20 protein-coding genes are annotated in these 17,451 nt (G+C 67.2%); 10 read left to right on the top strand and 10 right to left on the bottom strand.

The genetic code is table 11. The features are described from left to right. Positions 1 to 3: 3 nt before the first annotated feature. The 5 genes from ACQY46_RS17955 to ACQY46_RS17935 form a co-directional block, all read right to left on the bottom strand. Positions 4 to 1,173, bottom strand: coding sequence for an ABC transporter substrate-binding protein (locus ACQY46_RS17955; RefSeq protein ID WP_428697368.1), 1,170 nt, complete (start codon positions 1,171 to 1,173; stop codon positions 4 to 6). Positions 1,174 to 1,208: 35 nt separating this feature from the next. Next, the gene (locus ACQY46_RS17950; RefSeq protein WP_428697367.1) at positions 1,209 to 2,252 is read right to left on the bottom strand and encodes a branched-chain amino acid ABC transporter permease; all 1,044 of its coding nucleotides are present in this window, start codon (positions 2,250 to 2,252) and stop codon (positions 1,209 to 1,211) included. Between the two features lies 1 nt (position 2,253). Continuing rightward, positions 2,254 to 3,135 (bottom strand): branched-chain amino acid ABC transporter permease, encoded by an 882-nt coding sequence (locus tag ACQY46_RS17945; protein WP_428697366.1) that lies wholly within the window; start codon positions 3,133 to 3,135, stop codon positions 2,254 to 2,256. After that, positions 3,132 to 4,001 carry an ABC transporter ATP-binding protein gene (locus tag ACQY46_RS17940; RefSeq protein WP_428697365.1) on the bottom strand — a complete coding sequence of 290 codons (870 nt, stop codon included), beginning with the start codon at positions 3,999 to 4,001 and terminating at the stop codon, positions 3,132 to 3,134. Before ACQY46_RS17940 ends, ACQY46_RS17945 begins: the two co-directional genes overlap by 4 nt. Positions 4,002 to 4,129: 128 nt before the next feature. Continuing rightward, positions 4,130 to 4,906 carry a FadR/GntR family transcriptional regulator gene (locus ACQY46_RS17935; protein WP_428697364.1) on the bottom strand — a complete coding sequence of 259 codons (777 nt, stop codon included), beginning with the start codon at positions 4,904 to 4,906 and terminating at the stop codon, positions 4,130 to 4,132. Between the two features lie 310 nt (positions 4,907 to 5,216). On the opposite strand from ACQY46_RS17935, the gene ACQY46_RS17930 reads away from it, so the two are divergent. The 3 genes from ACQY46_RS17930 to ACQY46_RS17920 all read left to right on the top strand — a co-directional run bounded on the left by ACQY46_RS17930 (position 5,217) and on the right by ACQY46_RS17920 (position 7,469). Further along, positions 5,217 to 6,224: an N-acetyltransferase family protein gene (locus ACQY46_RS17930; RefSeq protein WP_428697363.1), complete on the top strand. Its 1,008-nt coding sequence runs from the start codon at positions 5,217 to 5,219 to the stop codon at positions 6,222 to 6,224. Positions 6,225 to 6,307: 83 nt separating this feature from the next. Further along, on the top strand, positions 6,308 to 6,778 hold the full coding sequence (locus ACQY46_RS17925; RefSeq protein ID WP_428697362.1) for an RrF2 family transcriptional regulator: 471 nt from the start codon (positions 6,308 to 6,310) through the stop codon (positions 6,776 to 6,778). Then, positions 6,756 to 7,469 carry a class I SAM-dependent methyltransferase gene (locus tag ACQY46_RS17920; protein WP_428697361.1) on the top strand — a complete coding sequence of 238 codons (714 nt, stop codon included), beginning with the start codon at positions 6,756 to 6,758 and terminating at the stop codon, positions 7,467 to 7,469. Before ACQY46_RS17925 ends, ACQY46_RS17920 begins: the two co-directional genes overlap by 23 nt. 30 nt (positions 7,470 to 7,499) lie before the next feature. Here ACQY46_RS17920 and ACQY46_RS17915 read toward each other — a convergent pair whose 3' ends face one another. After that, complete coding sequence (locus tag ACQY46_RS17915) at positions 7,500 to 7,826, bottom strand: antibiotic biosynthesis monooxygenase family protein (protein ID WP_428697360.1); 327 nt, start codon at positions 7,824 to 7,826, stop codon at positions 7,500 to 7,502. Between the two features lie 144 nt (positions 7,827 to 7,970). Further along, on the bottom strand, positions 7,971 to 8,444 hold the full coding sequence (locus ACQY46_RS17910; protein WP_428697359.1) for an Lrp/AsnC family transcriptional regulator: 474 nt from the start codon (positions 8,442 to 8,444) through the stop codon (positions 7,971 to 7,973). Between the two features lie 149 nt (positions 8,445 to 8,593). On the opposite strand from ACQY46_RS17910, the gene ACQY46_RS17905 reads away from it, so the two are divergent. Then, on the top strand, positions 8,594 to 9,571 hold the full coding sequence (locus ACQY46_RS17905; protein ID WP_428697358.1) for a nucleoside recognition domain-containing protein: 978 nt from the start codon (positions 8,594 to 8,596) through the stop codon (positions 9,569 to 9,571). Between the two features lie 14 nt (positions 9,572 to 9,585). Here the strand turns inward: ACQY46_RS17905 and ACQY46_RS17900 are convergent, their stop codons facing one another. Continuing rightward, positions 9,586 to 10,515, bottom strand: coding sequence for a LysR family transcriptional regulator (locus ACQY46_RS17900; protein WP_428697357.1), 930 nt, complete (start codon positions 10,513 to 10,515; stop codon positions 9,586 to 9,588). A gap of 117 nt (positions 10,516 to 10,632) precedes the next feature. On the opposite strand from ACQY46_RS17900, the gene wrbA reads away from it, so the two are divergent. The 6 genes from wrbA (at position 10,633) to ACQY46_RS17870 (ending at position 15,853) form a co-directional block, all read left to right on the top strand. Further along, positions 10,633 to 11,271: an NAD(P)H:quinone oxidoreductase gene (gene wrbA / locus ACQY46_RS17895; protein WP_428697356.1), complete on the top strand. Its 639-nt coding sequence runs from the start codon at positions 10,633 to 10,635 to the stop codon at positions 11,269 to 11,271. Further along, positions 11,268 to 12,446, top strand: coding sequence for an MFS transporter (locus ACQY46_RS17890; RefSeq protein WP_428697355.1), 1,179 nt, complete (start codon positions 11,268 to 11,270; stop codon positions 12,444 to 12,446). Before wrbA ends, ACQY46_RS17890 begins: the two co-directional genes overlap by 4 nt. A gap of 159 nt (positions 12,447 to 12,605) precedes the next feature. Continuing rightward, the gene (locus tag ACQY46_RS17885; protein WP_428697354.1) at positions 12,606 to 13,022 is read left to right on the top strand and encodes a MarR family winged helix-turn-helix transcriptional regulator; all 417 of its coding nucleotides are present in this window, start codon (positions 12,606 to 12,608) and stop codon (positions 13,020 to 13,022) included. Positions 13,023 to 13,139: 117 nt separating this feature from the next. Next, on the top strand, positions 13,140 to 14,408 hold the full coding sequence (fabF, locus tag ACQY46_RS17880; RefSeq protein WP_428697353.1) for a beta-ketoacyl-ACP synthase II: 1,269 nt from the start codon (positions 13,140 to 13,142) through the stop codon (positions 14,406 to 14,408). Positions 14,409 to 14,550: 142 nt separating this feature from the next. Continuing rightward, the gene (locus tag ACQY46_RS17875; RefSeq protein ID WP_428697352.1) at positions 14,551 to 15,309 is read left to right on the top strand and encodes a MauE/DoxX family redox-associated membrane protein; all 759 of its coding nucleotides are present in this window, start codon (positions 14,551 to 14,553) and stop codon (positions 15,307 to 15,309) included. Positions 15,310 to 15,424: 115 nt separating this feature from the next. Further along, entirely contained in the window at positions 15,425 to 15,853 is a 429-nt protein-coding gene (locus ACQY46_RS17870) for a RidA family protein (protein WP_428697351.1), read from the top strand. On the opposite strand, the gene ACQY46_RS17865 is transcribed toward ACQY46_RS17870, so the two are convergent. Further along, positions 15,850 to 16,770: a cyclase family protein gene (locus ACQY46_RS17865; RefSeq protein ID WP_428697350.1), complete on the bottom strand. Its 921-nt coding sequence runs from the start codon at positions 16,768 to 16,770 to the stop codon at positions 15,850 to 15,852. The two genes, ACQY46_RS17870 and ACQY46_RS17865, sit on opposite strands and share 4 nt — an antisense overlap. Continuing rightward, complete coding sequence (locus tag ACQY46_RS17860) at positions 16,767 to 17,360, bottom strand: CGNR zinc finger domain-containing protein (protein ID WP_428697349.1); 594 nt, start codon at positions 17,358 to 17,360, stop codon at positions 16,767 to 16,769. The genes ACQY46_RS17865 and ACQY46_RS17860 overlap by 4 nt, the downstream gene beginning before the upstream one ends. Positions 17,361 to 17,451: the final 91 nt, after the last annotated feature.

Below are 17,451 nucleotides of genomic sequence, written 5' to 3'. Positions count from 1 at the left end.
TGCTTACTCCTGCACGCTGATCCAGTCGGAAGCCGGCTGCATCTTCTGGGCACTCGCGTCGTAGCGATAGATGCGGCCGACCGGGATGGAATTGCCGGGGACCGAGATCGGCACGCCGATGATGCCGCCGGTGTCGAAGTTCTCGATCGAGTTGAGGGCGGCCTTCAGGTTGGCGCCGTTGAGCTCCTTGCCGGCCTCGAGCGTGCGCTTGGCCGCCTCGGTGAACAGCATGGCGGTGAGGAAGCCCTGCATGTAGGGCGTCGACTGGTACTCGGGGCGCATCTCGCGGATGCGGTCGAGCATCGGCGCGTCGCCGGCCTCGTCATAGTAGTAGCGGTAGGGCATGACGCCCATGAAGCCGTCGGCGGTCTCGCCGACCTTGGCCCAGATGCTGGAATCCATCGACCAGAAGGTGCCCATGAACTTGGTTTCCAGGCCGAGCTGCTTGGCCTGGCTCATGAATTCCGGCAGCGGCGCCAGCACGTAGCCGTGGAAGATCGTGTAGTCCGGCCGGGCGCGGCGCAGCTTCAGGACTTCGGTGGAGACATCGACGGCGGTCGGCGGGGTGATGATCTCCTCGACGACCTCGAGGCCGAGTTCTCCGGCCCGCGCCTTGGTGGCGGCGATCGGGTCGCGGCCGAATTCCGTGTCGGAATTGACCAGCACGATCTTCGCGCCCGGCTTCTCCTTGGCGATGTATTCCAGCAGGATGCCGGTCATCTCGGAATAGTCGGGACCCGCCATGAACTGGTGCGGGAAGGTCTTGGGATCGTTCAGCTCGGTGGCGAAGGACGCACCCGCCATCATGATCGAGCCGAGCCGGTCAAGTTCGCCGTTGATCGTCTTGGCGAAGCCGGTCGAGTCGCCGTAGTAGAGATGGATCTCGTCCTGGCTCGTCAGCTTGTTGAAGACGGCGACGGAGGCATCGACTTTGTAGCCGGTGTCCTCGTAGGCGAGGCGCACCTTGCGCCCCTGGATGCCGCCGGCCTCGTTGAGGATCTTGATATAGTCCTGCATGCCCGCCTCGATGCCGATGCCGGCAAAGGCAAAGACGCCGGTGAGCGGGATCGAGCCGCCGATGACGATGTCGTCCGCCGCCGCCGCGGGCAGCGAGGTGGCGATGGCTGCCGATGCCGAAAGGGCGATCAGCGTTCTCCTGGTGATGCCAAACATGGTTTCCTCCGGTTTTGTCGTGACTTTTCGGTCATTCACTTCTTGAAGGGCCAGAGATGGAAGTAACGCCGTGTTCTCTGGACGATTTCGGCAAGTCCCTTCGGCTCGAAGATGAGAAAGCCGACGATCAGCAGGCCGAAAACGATGGTGCGCACCGGCGAGAGCATCGCCGCCGCGTTTGGAAGGACGGGGGTCAGCCAGTCGATGCCGAAGCGCAGAAGCTCCGGCACCAGGGTCATGAAGACGGCGCCCAGAATGGCGCCAAGGATCGTTCCCATGCCGCCGACGATGATCGCTGCAAGGAAGAAGATCGAATAGACGAAGGGGAAGCTCTCCGGCGTGACGACGCGGAAGAAATAGGCCCACATGCCGCCGGCGATGCCGGCATAGAAGGACGAGATCGCGAAACTCATCAGCTTGGTGCGCAGCAGCGAGATGCCCAGCACCTCGGCCGAGATGTCGCGGTCGCGGATGGCGATGAAGGCGCGGCCGATGCGGGTGCGGAAGAGGTTGGCGGCGCCCAGCACCATCAGGGCGGTGATCGGCACGAAGACGAAATAGAGCTGCGAATAGTCCGTCAGCGGGGTGCCGAGGAAGGTGGCCGGCGTCAGCGTCAGCCCGCTGTTGCCGTTGGTCACGCTCTCCCAGTTGACGAAGACGAAATGCAGGATGAAGGAGGCGGCGATGGTGGCGATGGCCAGGTACAGCCCCTTGACCCTGAGGCTCGGCAGGCCGACCACCAGACCGACCGCTGCCGCGGTGACGCCGCCGGCAAGAAGGTTGAGCAGGAAGGGCGTCGGCAGGTTCAGCTGCATCCAGCCGACCGTGTAGGCGCCGACCGCCATGAAGGCCGCCTGGCCGAGACTGACGAGGCCGGTATAGCCGGTCAGGATGTTGAGGCCGGTGGCGCTCGCCACGTTGATGGCGACGAGGCAGGCGAGATAGAGCCAGTAATTGTCGAGCAGGAAGGGGGCAGCGCAAAGGCCGAGTGCGAAGAGCGCCAACCACACGCGCTGCGGCCGTGTCGTCAGCAGCGCCTCGTCGGCCCGGTAGCTGTGTTTGGCGGTTCCGATCTGCATGTCAAAGACGCTCGATTTCGGTCGTGCCGAACAGCCCGTAAGGGCGGATCATCAGCGCGACGAGGAGAAGGCCGAAAGTGGTGACGAGCTTGAATTCGCCGCCCAGATAGGTGCCGGCCCAGGCTTCGATCAGGCCGATGACCAGCCCGCCGACAAGGGCGCCGGCGACCGAATCGAGCCCGCCGACGATGACGACGACCAGCGCCGACAATCCGAACACGCCCATGGCCGGCGAGATGCCGCCGATAGAGCCAAGCAGCACCCCGGCGCCGGCGGCGGTGCCGCAACCCACGATCCAGGCAAGCGAGAAGACCCCCGGCACGTTGATGCCGCAGGAATAGGCGGCCGCCTGGTCGGTGGCCGTGGCGCGCAGCGCGACGCCGCCGCGCCAGAAGCGGAAGAGGGCGAGGAAGACGGCGATGACGACGGCCGCGACGACGAAGGCGATGGCGATCTTGCGCGACACATAGGCCTCGCCGATGAAGACCGGCGCCGTGCCCATGAAGGCGGGCAGGGCGCGCGGATCGGTGCCCCAGACCAGTTCGACCAGCCCGACCAGCACCGAGCCGAGGCCGATCGTCACCATGAAGACGGAGATCGGGTTTTCGCCCAGCATCGGGCGGATCAGGCCGCGCTCGACGATCGCGCCGACCAGTCCCCCGCCGGCGACCGCGAGCGGTATCGCCGCCCATGCCGGCAGGCCGAGCCCGGCGGCGAAGGCGAAGAACAGGTAGCCGCCGAGCATCAGCATCTCGCCGACGGCCAGGTTGATGACCCGCGTCGCCTTGTAGATCAGCACGAAGGCAAGCGCGGTGAGCGCCAGCAGCGCGCCGGAGCCGAGGCCCGCCAGCGTCACCTCGATGAAGAACAGGAGATCGCTCATGCCACTTCCTCCCGGTTGCGGCCGGCATCCGGCCCTTCGCCCCTCAACCGCGCCATCAGGGCGGCCGGGTCGCCGCTGCCCAGATAGGCTTCTGTGACATGCGGGTCGGCCTGCACCTTGTGCGGCAACCCGCTGGCGATGACCTGGCCGAAATTCAGCACGACGACATGGTCGGAGATGTCCATCACCATGCCCATGTCGTGCTCGACCATCAGGATGGTGGTGCCCCATTCCTCCTTCACGTCGAGGATGAAGCGGGCCATGTCCTCCGTCTCCTCGCGGTTCATGCCGGCGACCGGCTCGTCGAGAAGCAGGATGCGGGGCCGCATGGCGAGCGCGCGGGCAAGCTCGACGCGCTTCTGCAAGCCATAGGAGAGGGCGGCGACGGGCATGTTGCGGATGTGGTTGATCTCGAGGAAGTCGATGATGCGCTCCTCGACTTCGGCGCGCAGGGCCATTTCCTCGCGCTGGGCGGGGCCCCAGTAGGCGAGGGCCTGCAGCAGGTTCGTCTTCATGTGGGCGTGGCGGCCGAGCTTGATGTTGTCGAGCACGGTCATGCCGCGGAACAGGGCAATGTTCTGGAAGGTGCGGGCGAAGCCGAGCGCGGCGCGTCCGGGCGGATGCATGCGCGTCACGTCGCGGCCATCGAAGCGGACGGCGCCCTGCTGCGGGTGGTAGAAGCCGGAAATGCAGTTGAACATCGAGGTCTTGCCGGCCCCGTTCGGGCCGATCAGGGCCGTGATCGAACCCGGCTCGGCCGCGAAGGACACGGTGCTCAACGCCTTGAGGCCGCCGAAGGAGAGCGACAGGCCCTCGACCTCGAGACGCGCCGCGCCGGTGGCGCCGGTTTCGCTTTTGCCCGTCATCCGCGATCCTTCCGGAAGCGGGCGCGCACGATGATGCCGGTCGCTACCGACCGGTCGTTGAAAACGTCCGACATGTTCCTCCCCGATACTGTCTTCGGCCCGCCTCCACGGACCTTGCGGTCAAGTCCTCACGAGTACTGCCTGGCCGTGGACAGGCGCTCGAAAATCCGTTCCACGGGCTCGTCGATGTCGCGCCCGGCGCGCTCGAAGCCCTTCCTCCAGTCGACGAGGTGTCGCCGGGTCCAGACCCGTGCCGTCTCCTTGTCGCGCGAGGCCACCGCGTCGATCATGTGACGGTGTGCGGTGACCATGCGCCCCGCGCCTTGCGGGACCCTGCGGCAGATCAACTCCGACGTCGGAAAAAACAGCAGGGCGGCGGGTTCGCGCGCCAGTTCAAGTACCCGGTTGCCTGAGGCCCGGGCGAGCAGCGCGTGGAAATTCGTGTCGATCTCGGCAAGCCGGACCGGATCGTCGACAGCGGCCTCGGCCTGCTTCTGGTTGGCTTCCAGCGCGGCGAGGTCGTCGGCGTCGGCGTTTTCCACCGCAGCTTCGATGACGCCGAGCTCGAGGATCATCGAGGCGTTGAACAATTCGCGGAACGTCACCTGGTGCAGCACCAGGGCGCGGCTCATGCGGTCGGAGAGCTTGCGGTAATGCGGCAGGCAGACATAGAGCTTGCGGCCGGCCTCGCGCTGGACCAGCCCGCCCTGTTCGAGCAGGCGGATGCCCTCGCGCACTGTCGAGCGATTGACGCCGAACTGGCGCACCAGTTCCGCCTCGGTTCCGATCTCGTCGCCCGGGCGCAGCCTGCCGGCCATGATTTCCCGTTCGATGGCCTCCGCCACCATCTGGTAGGCGGACGGCACCTTGATCTTCTCGAACCGGCCACTCTCCGCCACCGACATGTCGAAAGCCTCCCCCGGACGGTCCGCCGACGCCTCTTGCTTGTGCGCCGTGTCAGTTCGTCCCTTTGTCGGACAAAGCTTGCACACGGACAAACAGACCGTCAAGCGACCTTTTTCTTGCTGCAGTGCGGTGCAGAAGCTCGCCAATGTCGGGCAGGTGAGCCTGTCGTAGGGTAATTGCCGGTTTGTCGGACAAAGGCAGGCAGGGCATTGGCCGAAGAAAAATTCGGATGGCTCTCCCATGCGGCGATTTCTGGCCGAAGAGGAGCCGGATCGCCTATCCTTGCCCCGAAGCAAGGAGCGCGAACGCATGGCGAAAGGAACGTTGGCAGTGGCAATCAGGGCGGCGCGGGAGGCGGACATCCCGTCGATGACCAACCTTCTTCTGGAGGACGCGGGCGAGCGCCGCGCAGGTAGTCCCGGCCTGTGGGGGCTGGCCGGCGATGCCGGGACCAGGGTCGGCGCGGCGCTTGCCGCCGCCATTGCGGGCGAGGGGCATGGGCCCCGGCATGCCTGGCTGGTCGCCGAGGTCGGGGGCGAACTGGTCGGGATGGCCCATTCGCTGGTGCTGCCGGTGCCGCCGATCTATGCCGGAAACTGGGGTGACCCGGGTCTCCTGATGCCGGAATGTTTCGTGACGAAGACGGCGCCGGAAGGCACGATGCTGGCGCTTGTCGAGGCGGCGGAGGCGGATCTTCGCGCCGTCGGGGTGCAGTTGCATCTCGCCTCCGGCATTGGCTTGCGGCAATGCGCGATGCTGGAGCAGGCGGGTTACCGGCCGATCACGCTCTATCTTGCAAAATCCGGACTGCAGGCGGTTCCGGCAGCGGGCGCGGTTCGCCCGGCGGGTGACGGCGACATTGCCGGGATCGTTGCCCTCAGTGCCGAGCACAGGCGCGTGATTGCAGCGCTCAACGCGCGGTTCTGGGCCCCGCATCCGCAGGCCGACACCCGCTTCGATGCCTGGATGCGGCGTAGCCTCACTCTTGAGGATCGGGACATGCTGGTCGCAGGCGAGAGCGACGCGCTCGAGGGCTACGCGATCGCCCAGCCGGCCTCGCGCCTGCATTTTCCACCCGCCCATGACATTTCCGCGACCGGAATTCTGGACGACTTCTTCCATCGCGACTTTGCCGATCCGACCCGGCTTTCTGATGACGGGAAAGGGGCGGGAGCGCTGCTGCAAGCGGCGGAAGCCGCGTTCGCCCGGCGCGGGATCGGCGCTGCAGTGGTGATCTGCCCGGCCGCGTGGCCCTCCAAGATCGAGGCGCTGGAGGCGCATGGCTACCGGACTGCGATCACCTGGATGATCAAGTAGCGGCGGTGCAGGCCCTGCTTTCCGCCGGCTGCCGGTGCCGCGGCGGCTTGACAACACCGATATCACGTAACATATAAAGTTCCATGAAAAGAGACAGCCGCCTGTCCGGCGTGCTCCACGTGCTTCTGCACATGGCCGAGCATGACGGTCCCGTGACCTCAGAGGTGCTGGCGAGAGCCATGTGCACCAACCCTGTCGTGATCCGCCGGATCATGGCGGGCCTGCGCGAGCGCGGCTATGTGCGCTCGGAAAAGGGCCATCGCGGCGGCTGGAGGATCGCCCGCGATCTTTCCGAAATCACCCTGCGCGATGTCTACGACGCGCTGGGCCGGCCGTCGCTCTTTGCCATGGGCAATCGCAACGAGGCGCCCGGTTGCCTTGTCGAGCAGGCGGTCAACACGGCGCTCGACAGCGCCTTCCAGGAGGCGGAGGCCTTGCTGCTTGCCCGCCTCGGCGAGGTGACGCTCGCCGCCCTCAGCGCCGAGTTTCATGCAGGGCTTGTCGCGCGCCGCGGCGCGCCGGAGACGGAGATTGACATTGAAAACGTCCACTGAAGACAGCATTAACCCGTTCCTCAAGTCGTTCCAGGACCCTCAGGCGGTTGCGCACTATATCGATGGACCGCGCCGCTACGTGCCCGGTCTTGCCGACCTGCACCGCATGACCGGCCTCCTGCTGGCGGAAGAGGCGCCGGAGGATGCGAGGATCCTGGTGCTGGGGGCGGGGGGCGGCCTGGAGCTGAAGGCGCTGTCGGATGCCCATCCGGGCTGGCATTTCGTCGGGGTCGATCCGGCCGGACCGATGCTGGACCTGGCGCGGGACGTGCTCGGGCCTGCCATGGCGCGGATCGAACTGGTGCAGGGCTATATCGACGACGCGCCGGAGGGCCCGTTCGACGGGGCTGTCTGCCTGCTCACCCTGCATTTCCTTTCGCCGGGCGAGCGGCGGCGCACGGCGGGGGAGATCCATCGCAGGCTGAAGCCCGGCGCGCCGTTTGTCGCCGTCCATTGCAGCTTTCCGCAAGGGGCGGGGGAACGCTCCGCATGGCTGTCGCGCTATGCCGCTTTCGCGCTGGCGTCCGGCGCGGACCCGGAGCAGGTAAGCGCGGCGCGGTCGGCGATCGAAGCCAGCGAGATGGCCCTCGATCCGGGCCATGACGAGGACCTGCTGCGCGACGCGGGCTTTGCGGATGCGAGCCTCTTCTACGCCGCCTTCACCTTGCGCGGCTGGACGGCGCATGCGTGAGTTTTGGCTTCGGGAGATCCGGCGCCGGTCTCAGTCGGCGATGATCTCGAAGACGCCGGGATGGACGACGATCGGTTCCGGAAAGCCCTTGCCCAGCACCTTCATGCCGTCGGCGTTCAGCCCCTCGGCATTGCCGTAGCCTTCGTTGACGACCGCGTCATAGGCCGCCTGCGATTCCCACACCACGATGTTGATGAAGTTGATAAGCCCTCGCGCGGTGGAGGCGCGGTAGAAGGTGGAGGAGACGAACCCCGCCTTGCCGCGAAAATAGTCGACATAGGCGTTGCGCACGCGGATGGCGGTGTCCTCCATGCCGTCGGGAACCTCGATGCAATTGATGGCGCTGATCTGGGGCATTGTCTCTCCCGGTGTCCGGAGGGGCGGCCGGTCGGCCTGAGCCTACCGATTACACGGGCGGGGCGGGGCTGTCATCACTCCTGCAGGCGGAGGCGGCGAGGGGAACAAGCTTCGTCCCCGGCCGCGCGAACCTTCCTGTTTTCGCTATGGTTTCAGCGGGATGGCCGTCGTTTCCTTGCCGGTTCGGATCACGAACATCGTGTAAAACCGCGCGACATTGGTGTCGTCGCGGAAGTTCCGCTCGCACAATGCGTCGAACTCCTCCATGTCCGAAAGCCGCAGCATCAGCACCACGTCGGTCTCGCCGCTGACGGCATAGGCCTGCACCACCGCGGGTTCTTTCTCGACAAGATCGAGGAAACGGCGGGTCTGCTGCTCGCCATGGCGTTCGAGTTCGACCGTGACGACCGCCTTCAGCCCCTTGCCGGCGCGCGAGGGGTCGAGAATCGCCACCGTACGGTCGATGATGCCGGCTGCCTTCAGCCGGCGGATGCGGCGCAGGCAGCTTGACGGCGACAACCCGACCTCCTCCGCCAGGGCCGCGTTGGTGCGGCCGGCATCCGCCTGCAGCAGGTTGAGCAGCTTGCGGTCGATGCGGTCGGTCTGCGTGTGGTCCATGGCTCCTCCGAAGGGAATATCCGTGCCGGCTTCAGTGTCGCCGATCCTCGTGACGGCATGCAATAAAATTGCACAAGCTTGCAAAGTTTGACCAAAAATTCCGTCGGTACCGGGGTATTTCTGTCGGCAAACGCGATGGAGTGTTGAGGATGTCAGTGACTGCGCTGCTGGTTCGCCGGACCCGCGAAACGATTGAAATCTATTGGGAACTGGTGCGCATCATCGTGCCCGTCATGGTGGTGACCGAGCTGCTGGCCCAGTACGGCGTGATCCGTGCGGTGTCGCCGCATTTCGCGCCGCTGATGCAGCTCTTCGGCCTGCCGCCGGAGCTGGCGCTTGCCTGGCTGACGGGGCTCCTCGTCGGCATCTGGGGCGCCATCGTGATCCTGTTCGCGCTGGTGCCGGTCTCGGAACTGACGGTCGCCGACATCACCGTCTTCTCGACCCTGCTGCTCTTTGCCCACGCGCTGCCGATCGAGCAGAGGATCATCCAGAAGGCGGGGCCGGGCTTCTGGATCACCACGGTGCTGCGCATCGTCGGCGGGCTTGCCTGCGCGGCGCTGCTGCATGCGCTGTTCTCCGCCACCGGCTGGCTGGCGCAGCCGCTTTCGCCGGCCTGGATGCCGATGGAAGAGACAACGGGCTGGGCCGGCTTCGCGCTTGGCATGGGCAAGACCCTGGCGGTCATGCTGGTCATCCTGCTCGGCCTCAGCTGGCTGATGGAGATCCTGCGGATCACCGGCATTCTCGACCTCCTGAACCGGGCCCTGGTGCCGCTCTTCCGCCTGGCGGGCATCGAGGCGCCGGCGGTTCCCTTCGCCGCGGTCGGGCTCCTGCTCGGCATCTCCTATGGCGGCGGCCTCCTGATCCGCGAGGCGCGGGCCGCCCGGGTCGATCCGCGCCAGGTGTTCCTTGCCTGCGCCTTCATGGGCTTTGCCCACAGCCTGATCGAGGACACGCTGATCGTCGTGGCGATGGGAGCGGATTTCGTCAGCGTCTTCTTTGGCCGTCTGGCCTTCGCGGTGGTCGCGACCGCGCTGCTCGCCCGCGTCGTGGCGCTGATCCCGGACCGGGTGCTTTTCACGGAACCGCCCGCCCGGCCGGCGGAGGAAGCAGCGGAGAGCTGATCCTCCTTCGGCCGTCACTCCGGCCGGCCGTCAGCCTCTTCTGCCGCGTGCCGCAGAAGGGCGTCGCGCAAGGCCCGGGCCGCCTGACCCAGCGCCACATCGGTGCGGTGCATCAGATAGATGCGGGTCAGCGTCTCGCCCCGCTCGCCGAACTCGTCCGTCGGCACGCGCTGGAGCCGCCCTTCGGCCAGATCGCGCTCAACCAGCCAGAGCGGCAGGTTGCCCCAGCCGATGCCGGCCAGGATCAGGGCGTGCTTGGTGGCGTTGTCGGCGACCCGCCAGGTGCCGGGCGACAGCACGTTGAAATCCTGGCCCTTCGTCAGCGGCGAGGGGTCCTCCACCACCACCTGGACGTGCTCGGCCAGCTCCTCGGCGCTTGCCGGCCGGCCCTTTTCGGCGAAGCGGGCAAGGGGATGCGCGGCGGCAACGACCGCCGCGCGCTGCACGAAGGTAAGCGTCTGGCGTTCGATGCCGGGGTCGGGAATGTCGACCCCGCTGACCGAGAGCGTGCAGCGGCGCTCGCGCAGGGCATGGACGGCCTCGCCCAGCGAGGCGGTCAGTATCCGGATCGAGACCGACGGCCACGCCTGCTTCATGTCCATCAGCGCGCGGGAGACCAGGTCCTGGGGCGCCTGCGGATCGAGGGCCACCGTCAGGCCCAGTTCGACGCCTTCGCCCAGTCCGCGCGCCCGGGCGCGCATCTTGTCGACCTTGAGCAGGATGGCGCGCGTGTCGGCCAGCAGCGACTGGGCTTCCGGCGTCAGGGCGGGGCGATGGCCGGAGCGGTCGAAGAGCTTCACCCCGAGCTGGGCTTCCAGGTTGCCGATGGCGTGGCTCACCGCCGACTGGACCCGGCCAAGCCGGGCCGCCGCCGCGCGGAAGCTTCCGGTCTCCGCCACGGCGGCGAAGACCCGCATCTGGTCGAGGGTCAGGGCGTCTATCATGATCGATTTCTTGGATCAGGTTGAGCTAATTTTCCTCAGTTACATCGATATGTCCAGCCTGTCATCAGTGTTGCGAACGGCGAACCGCCGATAGCAGCAGTGAGACAGGAGACGGCCATGACCAGGGTTCTGGTGCTTTACTATTCCTCCCACGGCCATGTCGCGACGATGGCGCAGGCGGTCGCCGAAGGGGTCAGGGAAACCGGTGCGGAGGCGACGCTGCGCCGCGTGCCGGAGCTGGTGCCCGAGGCGGTTGCGCGCAAGTCGGGCTATGTGCTCGACCAGGAGGCTCCGGTCGCCAGCGTCGCGGAACTCGCCGAGCATGACGCGGTGATTTTCGGCACGCCGACCCGGTTCGGCAACATGGCGAGCCAAATGAAGAATTTCCTCGATCAGGCCGGCGGCCTGTGGGCGAGCGATGCCCTCGTCGGCAAGCTCGGCAGCGTCTTCACCTCCACCGGCAGCCAGCATGGCGGCCAGGAGAGCACGATCCTTTCCACCCATGTGGTCTTGATGCATCTGGGCATGGTCGTTGCCGGACTGCCCTACACGTTCAAGGGGCAGATGCGGATGGACGAGATCACCGGCTGTTCGCCTTACGGCGCCTCGACGCTGGCCGACGACGGAGATGGCGGTGACCGCAGCCCGAGCGCCAACGAGCTGGCCGGCGCACGGTTCCAGGGGGCTCATGTCGCCCGGCTGGCCACGGACCTGCGCCTTGGCCGGGCGCAGCAGGCAGGCGAGGCGGCACGGTGAGCCTTGCCCGGACGGGCGGCGACGCCGGCCTGTGGTCGTCCGTCATGCTGGTCGTTGCCGCCGGCGTTGCCTCCGCCATTCAGGTCGGCAAGGCACCGGCGGTGCTCTCCGCGATCCAGGCCGATCTCGGCCTTTCCCTTGCCGCGGTCGCCTGGCTGATGTCGGCCTTCGCCGTGACAGGCGCGCTCGCCGGCCTGCCGGTCGGGCTCCTCGCCGACCGTATCGGGGCGAAACGGATGGTGATCGGCGGCCTGCTCGCGCAGGCGGCCGGCTCGCTGCTCGGGGCGCTTGCCGGTGGCGGTATGGCGCTGGTCGCGACGCGGTTCGTCGAGGGGGCGGGTTTTCTGGCGGTGATCGTCGCGGCGCCGGCCATGGTGGTGGCGATCGCGCCCGAACGGTTGCGGGACCGCGCGATGGCGCTGTGGGCGACCTTCATGCCGGCCGGACTGACGATCGCGCTGCTGTCGGGCACGCTTGCCGGGCTGCTTGGCTGGCGCGGCCTTTGGGGCGCGAACGCGGTGCTGCTCCTGCTCGCCGCAACCTGCCTTGGCGTCGGGCTTCGTCTGGCCAGGGCTCCCGCAAGGCAAGGGGAGACATCGGCGCGTGCGATCGGACTGACCCTGCGGGCGCCCGGGCCGTGGGTGCTCGCCGCACTGTTCTGTGCTTTCTCCGCTGCCTTCTTCTGCGCTTTCACCTTCCTGCCAGCCTATCTCGCGGCGCGCTTTGGCATGGGCGCCGGGGCGGCAGGTGTTGCAAGTGCGCTTGCGGTGGCCGCAAGCGGTGTCGGCAATCTCGCCTGCGGCCGGCTGCTGAGTGGCGGCACGGGGTCGCGCCAGCTGCTTGTTCTGGGCTTCTGCGTGATGGCTGTGAGCGGTGCCGTCATGTTCGCGCCCTTCATGCCGGCGCTGCCGGCCCTTGCGCTGGCGATGATCTTCGCCTTTGCCAGCGGGCTCGTCCCCGTCGTCATTTTCGACGCCGCGCCGCGCCTGGCGCCGGAAGGCCAGGTCGGAGCGACACTCGGGCTTGCCATGCAGGGCAACAATGTCGGGCTGCTCGTCGGTCCCGCCATCGGCGGCATGGTGGCCGAAGCCTGGGGCTGGCCGTTTCTCGCCCTGCCGCTGCTGGGAATCGCGCTGGTGGCACTCGCCATCGTCGCGTTGGCAAGGCGGATCTGAAGATTGTCTCCCGGCTGGCCGGCCGCGATGGCGGCGTCACGGTTCCATGTTGCGGGCGGTCCTGCTATCGGTCGGGTCTTGCGCAAGATCCGCCGCAATCGCGGGGTCCCTGCTTGTCAGGGTCCTGCCCGACCGGCGGGACCGATTCAGGCGAAGGCCATGCTGTCAGATGATTTGTCCCGATGCGTCGTTCTCAACATCGTCGTGGCTGCCCGCACGCTGCTGCGCCGCTATGACGCGAAGCTGAAGCCCTACGGCGTTACCGTCCAGCAATTCGCCCTGCTGGGCGCGTTGCGGGCCCATCCGTGCGCGCCGGTCGCGGTGCTGGCCGAGCGGATCGTGCTCGACCGTACCAGCCTGACCCGCAATCTCGACCTCATGGAGCGCAAGGGCCTCGTGCGGCGGGTTGCGGCGGCGGGAAACCTGCGCCTGTGCGAGCTCACCGGGAAGGGTGACGCCCTGCTGGAGGAACTCATTCCGCAATGGCAGGCGTCGAAAGCGGATCTTCTGCAAGGGATCAGCGAGCAGGATGCGGATACGTTCTTCAAGGTGGTTCGACACATCGCGCGGGACTGACGCACGCAACGTCGCCTGCACCGGCCGGGAGGGAAGGGCCGGCGCGGCGGGGGCGAAGGGATTGAACCGGACGCTTAATGTGTATATGCACAGTGCAGATGCACATAAGGAGCCGTCATGTCTGAACCCATCGTTGTCACCGGACTGGGCGCGGTATCGCCGCTGGGCTCCGGCGTTCCGGCCACCTGGGAGCGGTTGCTCGCCGGCAGGAGCGGCGTCGGTCAGAACACGCGTTTCGACACGGAGGGCTGGAAGTGCCGCATCGCCGGCCTGGTTCTGGGCCGCGAGGACGATCCGGACGGCTTCGATCCCGAGGCGGCGATGGACCCGCGCGAGTTGCGCCGCACGGATCTCTTCATTCACTATGCGATGGCGGCGGCTTGCGAGGCGCTCGGTCAGGCCGGCTGGCAGCCCGAGGACAGGCAAGAGCGGGTGCGCACGGCGACCGTCATCGGCACCGGCGTCGGCGGTGTGCCGGCGATTACCGCGGCGAACGAGACGATCCGCACCGCCGGCGTGCGCCGCCTTTCGCCCTTCGTGGTGCCGTCCTTCCTGCCGAACCTTGCCAGCGGCCAGGTCGCCATCCGTTTCGGCTTTCATGGCCCGTCGGGCGCGCCGGTCACCGCTTGCGCCGCCTCCGCCCAGGCGATTGGCGATGCCATGCGGATGATCCGCTGCGGGGAGGCCGACATCGCCCTGTGCGGCGGCACCGAGGCCTGTGTCGATCCGGTCGCCATCGGCGGGTTCACTGCGGCGAAAGCTTTGTCCCTCGGCTTCAACGATGCGCCGGAGCGCGCCTCCCGGCCCTTCGATGCCGGTCATGACGGGTTCGTGCTCTCGGAAGGGGCGGCGATGCTGGTGATCGAGCGATTGAGCCATGCCGAGCGGCGCGGCGCGACGCCGCTGGCGGTCCTGTCCGGCTACGGCACCACCACGGACGGGCATCATGTCACCGCGGGCTGGCCCGACGGGCGCGAGGCGGCGCGGGCGATGGAACTGGCGCTCGCCTCGGCGAGGCTCGATGCTTCGGCGATCGGCTACGTCAACGCGCATGCGACCTCGACGCCGGTGGGCGATGCGGCGGAACTTGCCGCCCTGGAACGGGTGTTCGGCAGTGGCGGCGGCGGGGTGCCCGTCAGTTCGACCAAGTCCGCGACCGGTCACATGCTGGGTGCGGCCGGCGCCATGGAGGCGGTCTTCTCGGTGCTTGCGCTCCGGCACCGGATCCTCCCGGCCGGGCTCAACATCGCGGAGCCGATGGAGGGTGCCGGGCGGTTCGACCTGGTGCGCGGTGCGGCGCGTGCTGCTGCCCCCGAACATGTGCTGTCCAATGCCTTCGGCTTCGGCGGCGTCAACGCAGCGCTGGTCTTCAGCCGGTTCGCCTGAGGCGGGGAACGGATATCGGCATCTCGCTGCCGCCTTCGGGCGATAGGGCGGAACGGATCGCGGTTCCTCTCGTTGACCTTCAGACGGACCGGCCGGGGACCGGGACCGAAACACTGGGGGCCGGGCGAAGAGGAGACCGAAGATGCCGTCACAATCCCGCGACGCGGTCCTCTACCGCATGGTCACCCGCGACCATGTCTGTCCGTTCGGCCTCAAGTCGCTCGACCTGCTGAAACGCGAGGGATTCTCGGTCGATGACCGCCCGTTGACGACACGGGCACAGACGGATGCCTTCATGACCGAGCACGATGTCGAGACCACGCCGCAGACCTTCATCGGTGGCACCCGGGTCGGCGGCCATGACGCGTTGTTGCAACACTTCGGAAAGGCCGGCGACGACGATGCCTCCGGCGTCAGCTATGTCCCGGTGATTGCCGTTTTCGCGATGTCAGCGCTGATGGCGCTGGCGGCAAGCTGGGCGGCCTTCGGCTCGATCCTGACGCTGCGCAGCGCCGAGTGGTTCGTCGCCATCGCCATGTGCATGCTGGCGATGCTCAAGCTGCGCGATGTCGAGGGCTTCTCCAACATGTTCCTCGGCTACGACCTTCTGGCGCAGCGCTGGGTTCGCTACGCCTATCTCTATCCCTTCGGCGAGGCGCTGGCCGGGATCCTGATGCTCGCCGGCGCGGCCCTCTGGCTGACGGTTCCCGTTGCCTTCGTGATCGGCAGTATCGGCGCGGTTTCCGTGTTCAAGGCCGTCTATCTCGACCGGCGCGAGCTGACCTGCGCCTGTGTCGGCGGCGACAGCAAGGTGCCGCTCGGCTTCGTCTCCCTCACGGAAAACCTGATGATGGTCGCCATGGCCATCTGGATGATGGCGGGTCACCAGGTGGCAGGCTGACTGTTGTGCCGGACACGGCGAGTGATCTTTTTTTCCTGCCATGTCACACCGGGGGAGGCCGGATCGTCATATCAGAGACACCTGCCTCGTACCTCATCCTCAGGGAGAATAATCCGTGACCATCGCAAGCAAGCCTCCGGCCGCTTTCGCCCTTTCCAATCCCGCCGGTCTTTATGATCCTTCCGCCAACGGCTATTCGCATCTGGCCGTTCTGGCCGCCGGCGCCCGGATCGTCTGCGTTGCCGGGCAGGGCGGGGAGACCGAGACGGGGGCCCTCGACGCCGACTTCCGCGCCCAGGTGCGCCAGGCTTTCGCCAATCTGCGCATCGCGCTGGAGGCGGGCGGCGCGGGCACCGCCGACGTTTTCAAGCTGACGGTGCTCATCGTCGATCACACGATGGAGCGGCTCGTCATCCTCGGCGAGGAACTGGCGCGCGCCTTCGGACCGGGCATGAAGCCGGCCTGCACGCTGATTCCCGTTCCGTGCCTGGCGCTCGAGGGCATGCTGTTCGAGGTCGAGGCGCTGGCCGCCGTTACAGGCTAGCTTGCCGCAAGTCTGGCATGGGCGCCGACCGGAAAGGTGCCCATGCCGGCGATCTTCGGCGGCACGGCGGAGAAGCGAAAACCCTCCGCCGGCAGCGCGGCGAGCCCCGTCAGGTGCTCGACGATCGGGATGCCGGCGCCGAGCAGCACCGTGTGCACCGGCCGCGTAGCACCGTCCGTGTCGTCGATGTTGAGGCTGTCGATGCCGACCAGAAGCGCGCCCTGGTCGCGCAGGTAGAGCGCCGCCTTTTCCGTCAGGAAGGGATGGCCCTCGAAGTAACGCTCGCTGCCCCAGTTGCGGTCCCAGCCGGTCTGGACCAGAACCGCGTGGCCGCGACAGTCGACCGGCACGAAGTGATGCCAGTCGATGGCGCGCGTCGCCCCTCCCTCGACCCGCACGAGCACGGCCGGCAGGTCGGCACAGCGCTCCAGCGGCAGCGCGGCGAGATCGTGCCCGTCGGCGTAGCGATGAAACGGCACGTCGATATAGGTGCCGGTGTTGCCGACCATGTCGATGCGGCCGATCTGGAACTCGGTGCCTGGCGCGTAATGCTGGCGCGAAGCTTCGCGCGACAGGTGATCGCAGACAAGCGGCGCCGGCAGGCCCTTGTAGGTCACCATGCCGGCCTCGATCACATGGCTGAGGTCGACGAGCCTGTCCCTTTGTTCCGTCACGCGGCCCTCGTCGAGGGCGGATCCGGTGCCGCCCTTGCGCTTGTGGGCCTCCTCGATGATATGCTTGTTGAGGATGCGCGCCTCGCCGACCATCAGCAGACGCATGTCGCGGATGATATAGGCGGCCAGTTCCTCGTCGCTGATGTCCTCGCCGTCGATGTCGAGGCGAAAGCCCTGTCCCTGGATGCCGCCGCCGTTTGAAAAGGCGATGTCGAAATCGAAGCAGACCCGCTTCTCGCTCATGTTCCGTTCCCCCCGTTTTGCGCCGCCGCCTGTCTGGCGCGATATTTCCTGACCTTTGCCCGGTTGCCGCAGCCCTGCGCCGAGGAGCACCAGAGCCGTTTCCCCGGCCGTGACGTGTCGAGGAACATCATCCGGCACTCCGGGCATTGCCTGAGCCGGTCCCGCAAGGGATCGACGAAGAGGGCGAGGGCATCGGCCGCGAGAAGCGACAGTGCCCCTTGCACCGGCGCCGCAGCCAGATGGACGATCCTGCCCGCCACCAGTTGCGGCCGGAGCGGCTTGGCCGAGGCCGCGCGATTGACGAGGGCGAGGTCGGCTGCGGGAAGGTCTTCGCCGGCGATCGCCGCCAGCCCGCAGCGATGGATCGCCTCGCGCAGGGTCCGGGCCTCGTCGAGGTCCTTGCGGTTCGCCGCGTCACCGGCCTGGGACGAGAGCCCGGCGGCGCAAAGCCAGGCATCCAGCGCGGCCGGGTCCGGCAGGCGTTCGATCACCGCGCCGCCGTCCCGGTCGCCGCCCCGGTTCCCCATCGTGTCGACTAGGCAAAGCGCCGGACTTCCGGCGATGAATTCGAAGGGCTGTCTGTCGTTCATGTAACCTGTTTATCAGGTGTCAATGATTGCGGCAAGCGGGCCTTTCGTCGGTCGGGCGAAACAGCTCATATCCTCGAAATGCAAGGGTGAA

The sequence above is a fragment of the Stappia sp. genome, assembly GCF_965276915.1.
Taxonomy (GTDB): domain Bacteria; phylum Pseudomonadota; class Alphaproteobacteria; order Rhizobiales; family Stappiaceae; genus Stappia.
Note: the sequence above shows the minus strand (reverse complement) of the source record. Positions and strands in the feature narration are given on the sequence as shown.

What these genes read in the sequence shown, in the direction of transcription:
- ACQY46_RS17955 (WP_428697368.1), bottom strand. Translation starts at nt 1,173, where the DNA reads ATGTTTGGCATCACCAGGAGAACGCTGATCGCCCTTTCGGCATCGGCA.
- fabF (WP_428697353.1), top strand. Translation starts at nt 13,140, where the DNA reads ATGTCTGAACCCATCGTTGTCACCGGACTGGGCGCGGTATCGCCGCTG.
- ACQY46_RS17915 (WP_428697360.1), bottom strand. Translation starts at nt 7,826, where the DNA reads ATGCCCCAGATCAGCGCCATCAATTGCATCGAGGTTCCCGACGGCATG.
- ACQY46_RS17925 (WP_428697362.1), top strand. Translation starts at nt 6,308, where the DNA reads ATGAAAAGAGACAGCCGCCTGTCCGGCGTGCTCCACGTGCTTCTGCAC.
- ACQY46_RS17900 (WP_428697357.1), bottom strand. Translation starts at nt 10,515, where the DNA reads ATGATAGACGCCCTGACCCTCGACCAGATGCGGGTCTTCGCCGCCGTG.
- ACQY46_RS17935 (WP_428697364.1), bottom strand. Translation starts at nt 4,906, where the DNA reads ATGTCGGTGGCGGAGAGTGGCCGGTTCGAGAAGATCAAGGTGCCGTCC.
- ACQY46_RS17930 (WP_428697363.1), top strand. Translation starts at nt 5,217, where the DNA reads ATGGCGAAAGGAACGTTGGCAGTGGCAATCAGGGCGGCGCGGGAGGCG.
- ACQY46_RS17885 (WP_428697354.1), top strand. Translation starts at nt 12,606, where the DNA reads ATGCTGTCAGATGATTTGTCCCGATGCGTCGTTCTCAACATCGTCGTG.
- wrbA (WP_428697356.1), top strand. Translation starts at nt 10,633, where the DNA reads ATGACCAGGGTTCTGGTGCTTTACTATTCCTCCCACGGCCATGTCGCG.
- ACQY46_RS17875 (WP_428697352.1), top strand. Translation starts at nt 14,551, where the DNA reads ATGCCGTCACAATCCCGCGACGCGGTCCTCTACCGCATGGTCACCCGC.
- ACQY46_RS17910 (WP_428697359.1), bottom strand. Translation starts at nt 8,444, where the DNA reads ATGGACCACACGCAGACCGACCGCATCGACCGCAAGCTGCTCAACCTG.
- ACQY46_RS17940 (WP_428697365.1), bottom strand. Translation starts at nt 4,001, where the DNA reads ATGACGGGCAAAAGCGAAACCGGCGCCACCGGCGCGGCGCGTCTCGAG.
- ACQY46_RS17950 (WP_428697367.1), bottom strand. Translation starts at nt 2,252, where the DNA reads ATGCAGATCGGAACCGCCAAACACAGCTACCGGGCCGACGAGGCGCTG.
- ACQY46_RS17905 (WP_428697358.1), top strand. Translation starts at nt 8,594, where the DNA reads ATGTCAGTGACTGCGCTGCTGGTTCGCCGGACCCGCGAAACGATTGAA.
- ACQY46_RS17865 (WP_428697350.1), bottom strand. Translation starts at nt 16,770, where the DNA reads ATGAGCGAGAAGCGGGTCTGCTTCGATTTCGACATCGCCTTTTCAAAC.
- ACQY46_RS17860 (WP_428697349.1), bottom strand. Translation starts at nt 17,360, where the DNA reads ATGAACGACAGACAGCCCTTCGAATTCATCGCCGGAAGTCCGGCGCTT.
- ACQY46_RS17945 (WP_428697366.1), bottom strand. Translation starts at nt 3,135, where the DNA reads ATGAGCGATCTCCTGTTCTTCATCGAGGTGACGCTGGCGGGCCTCGGC.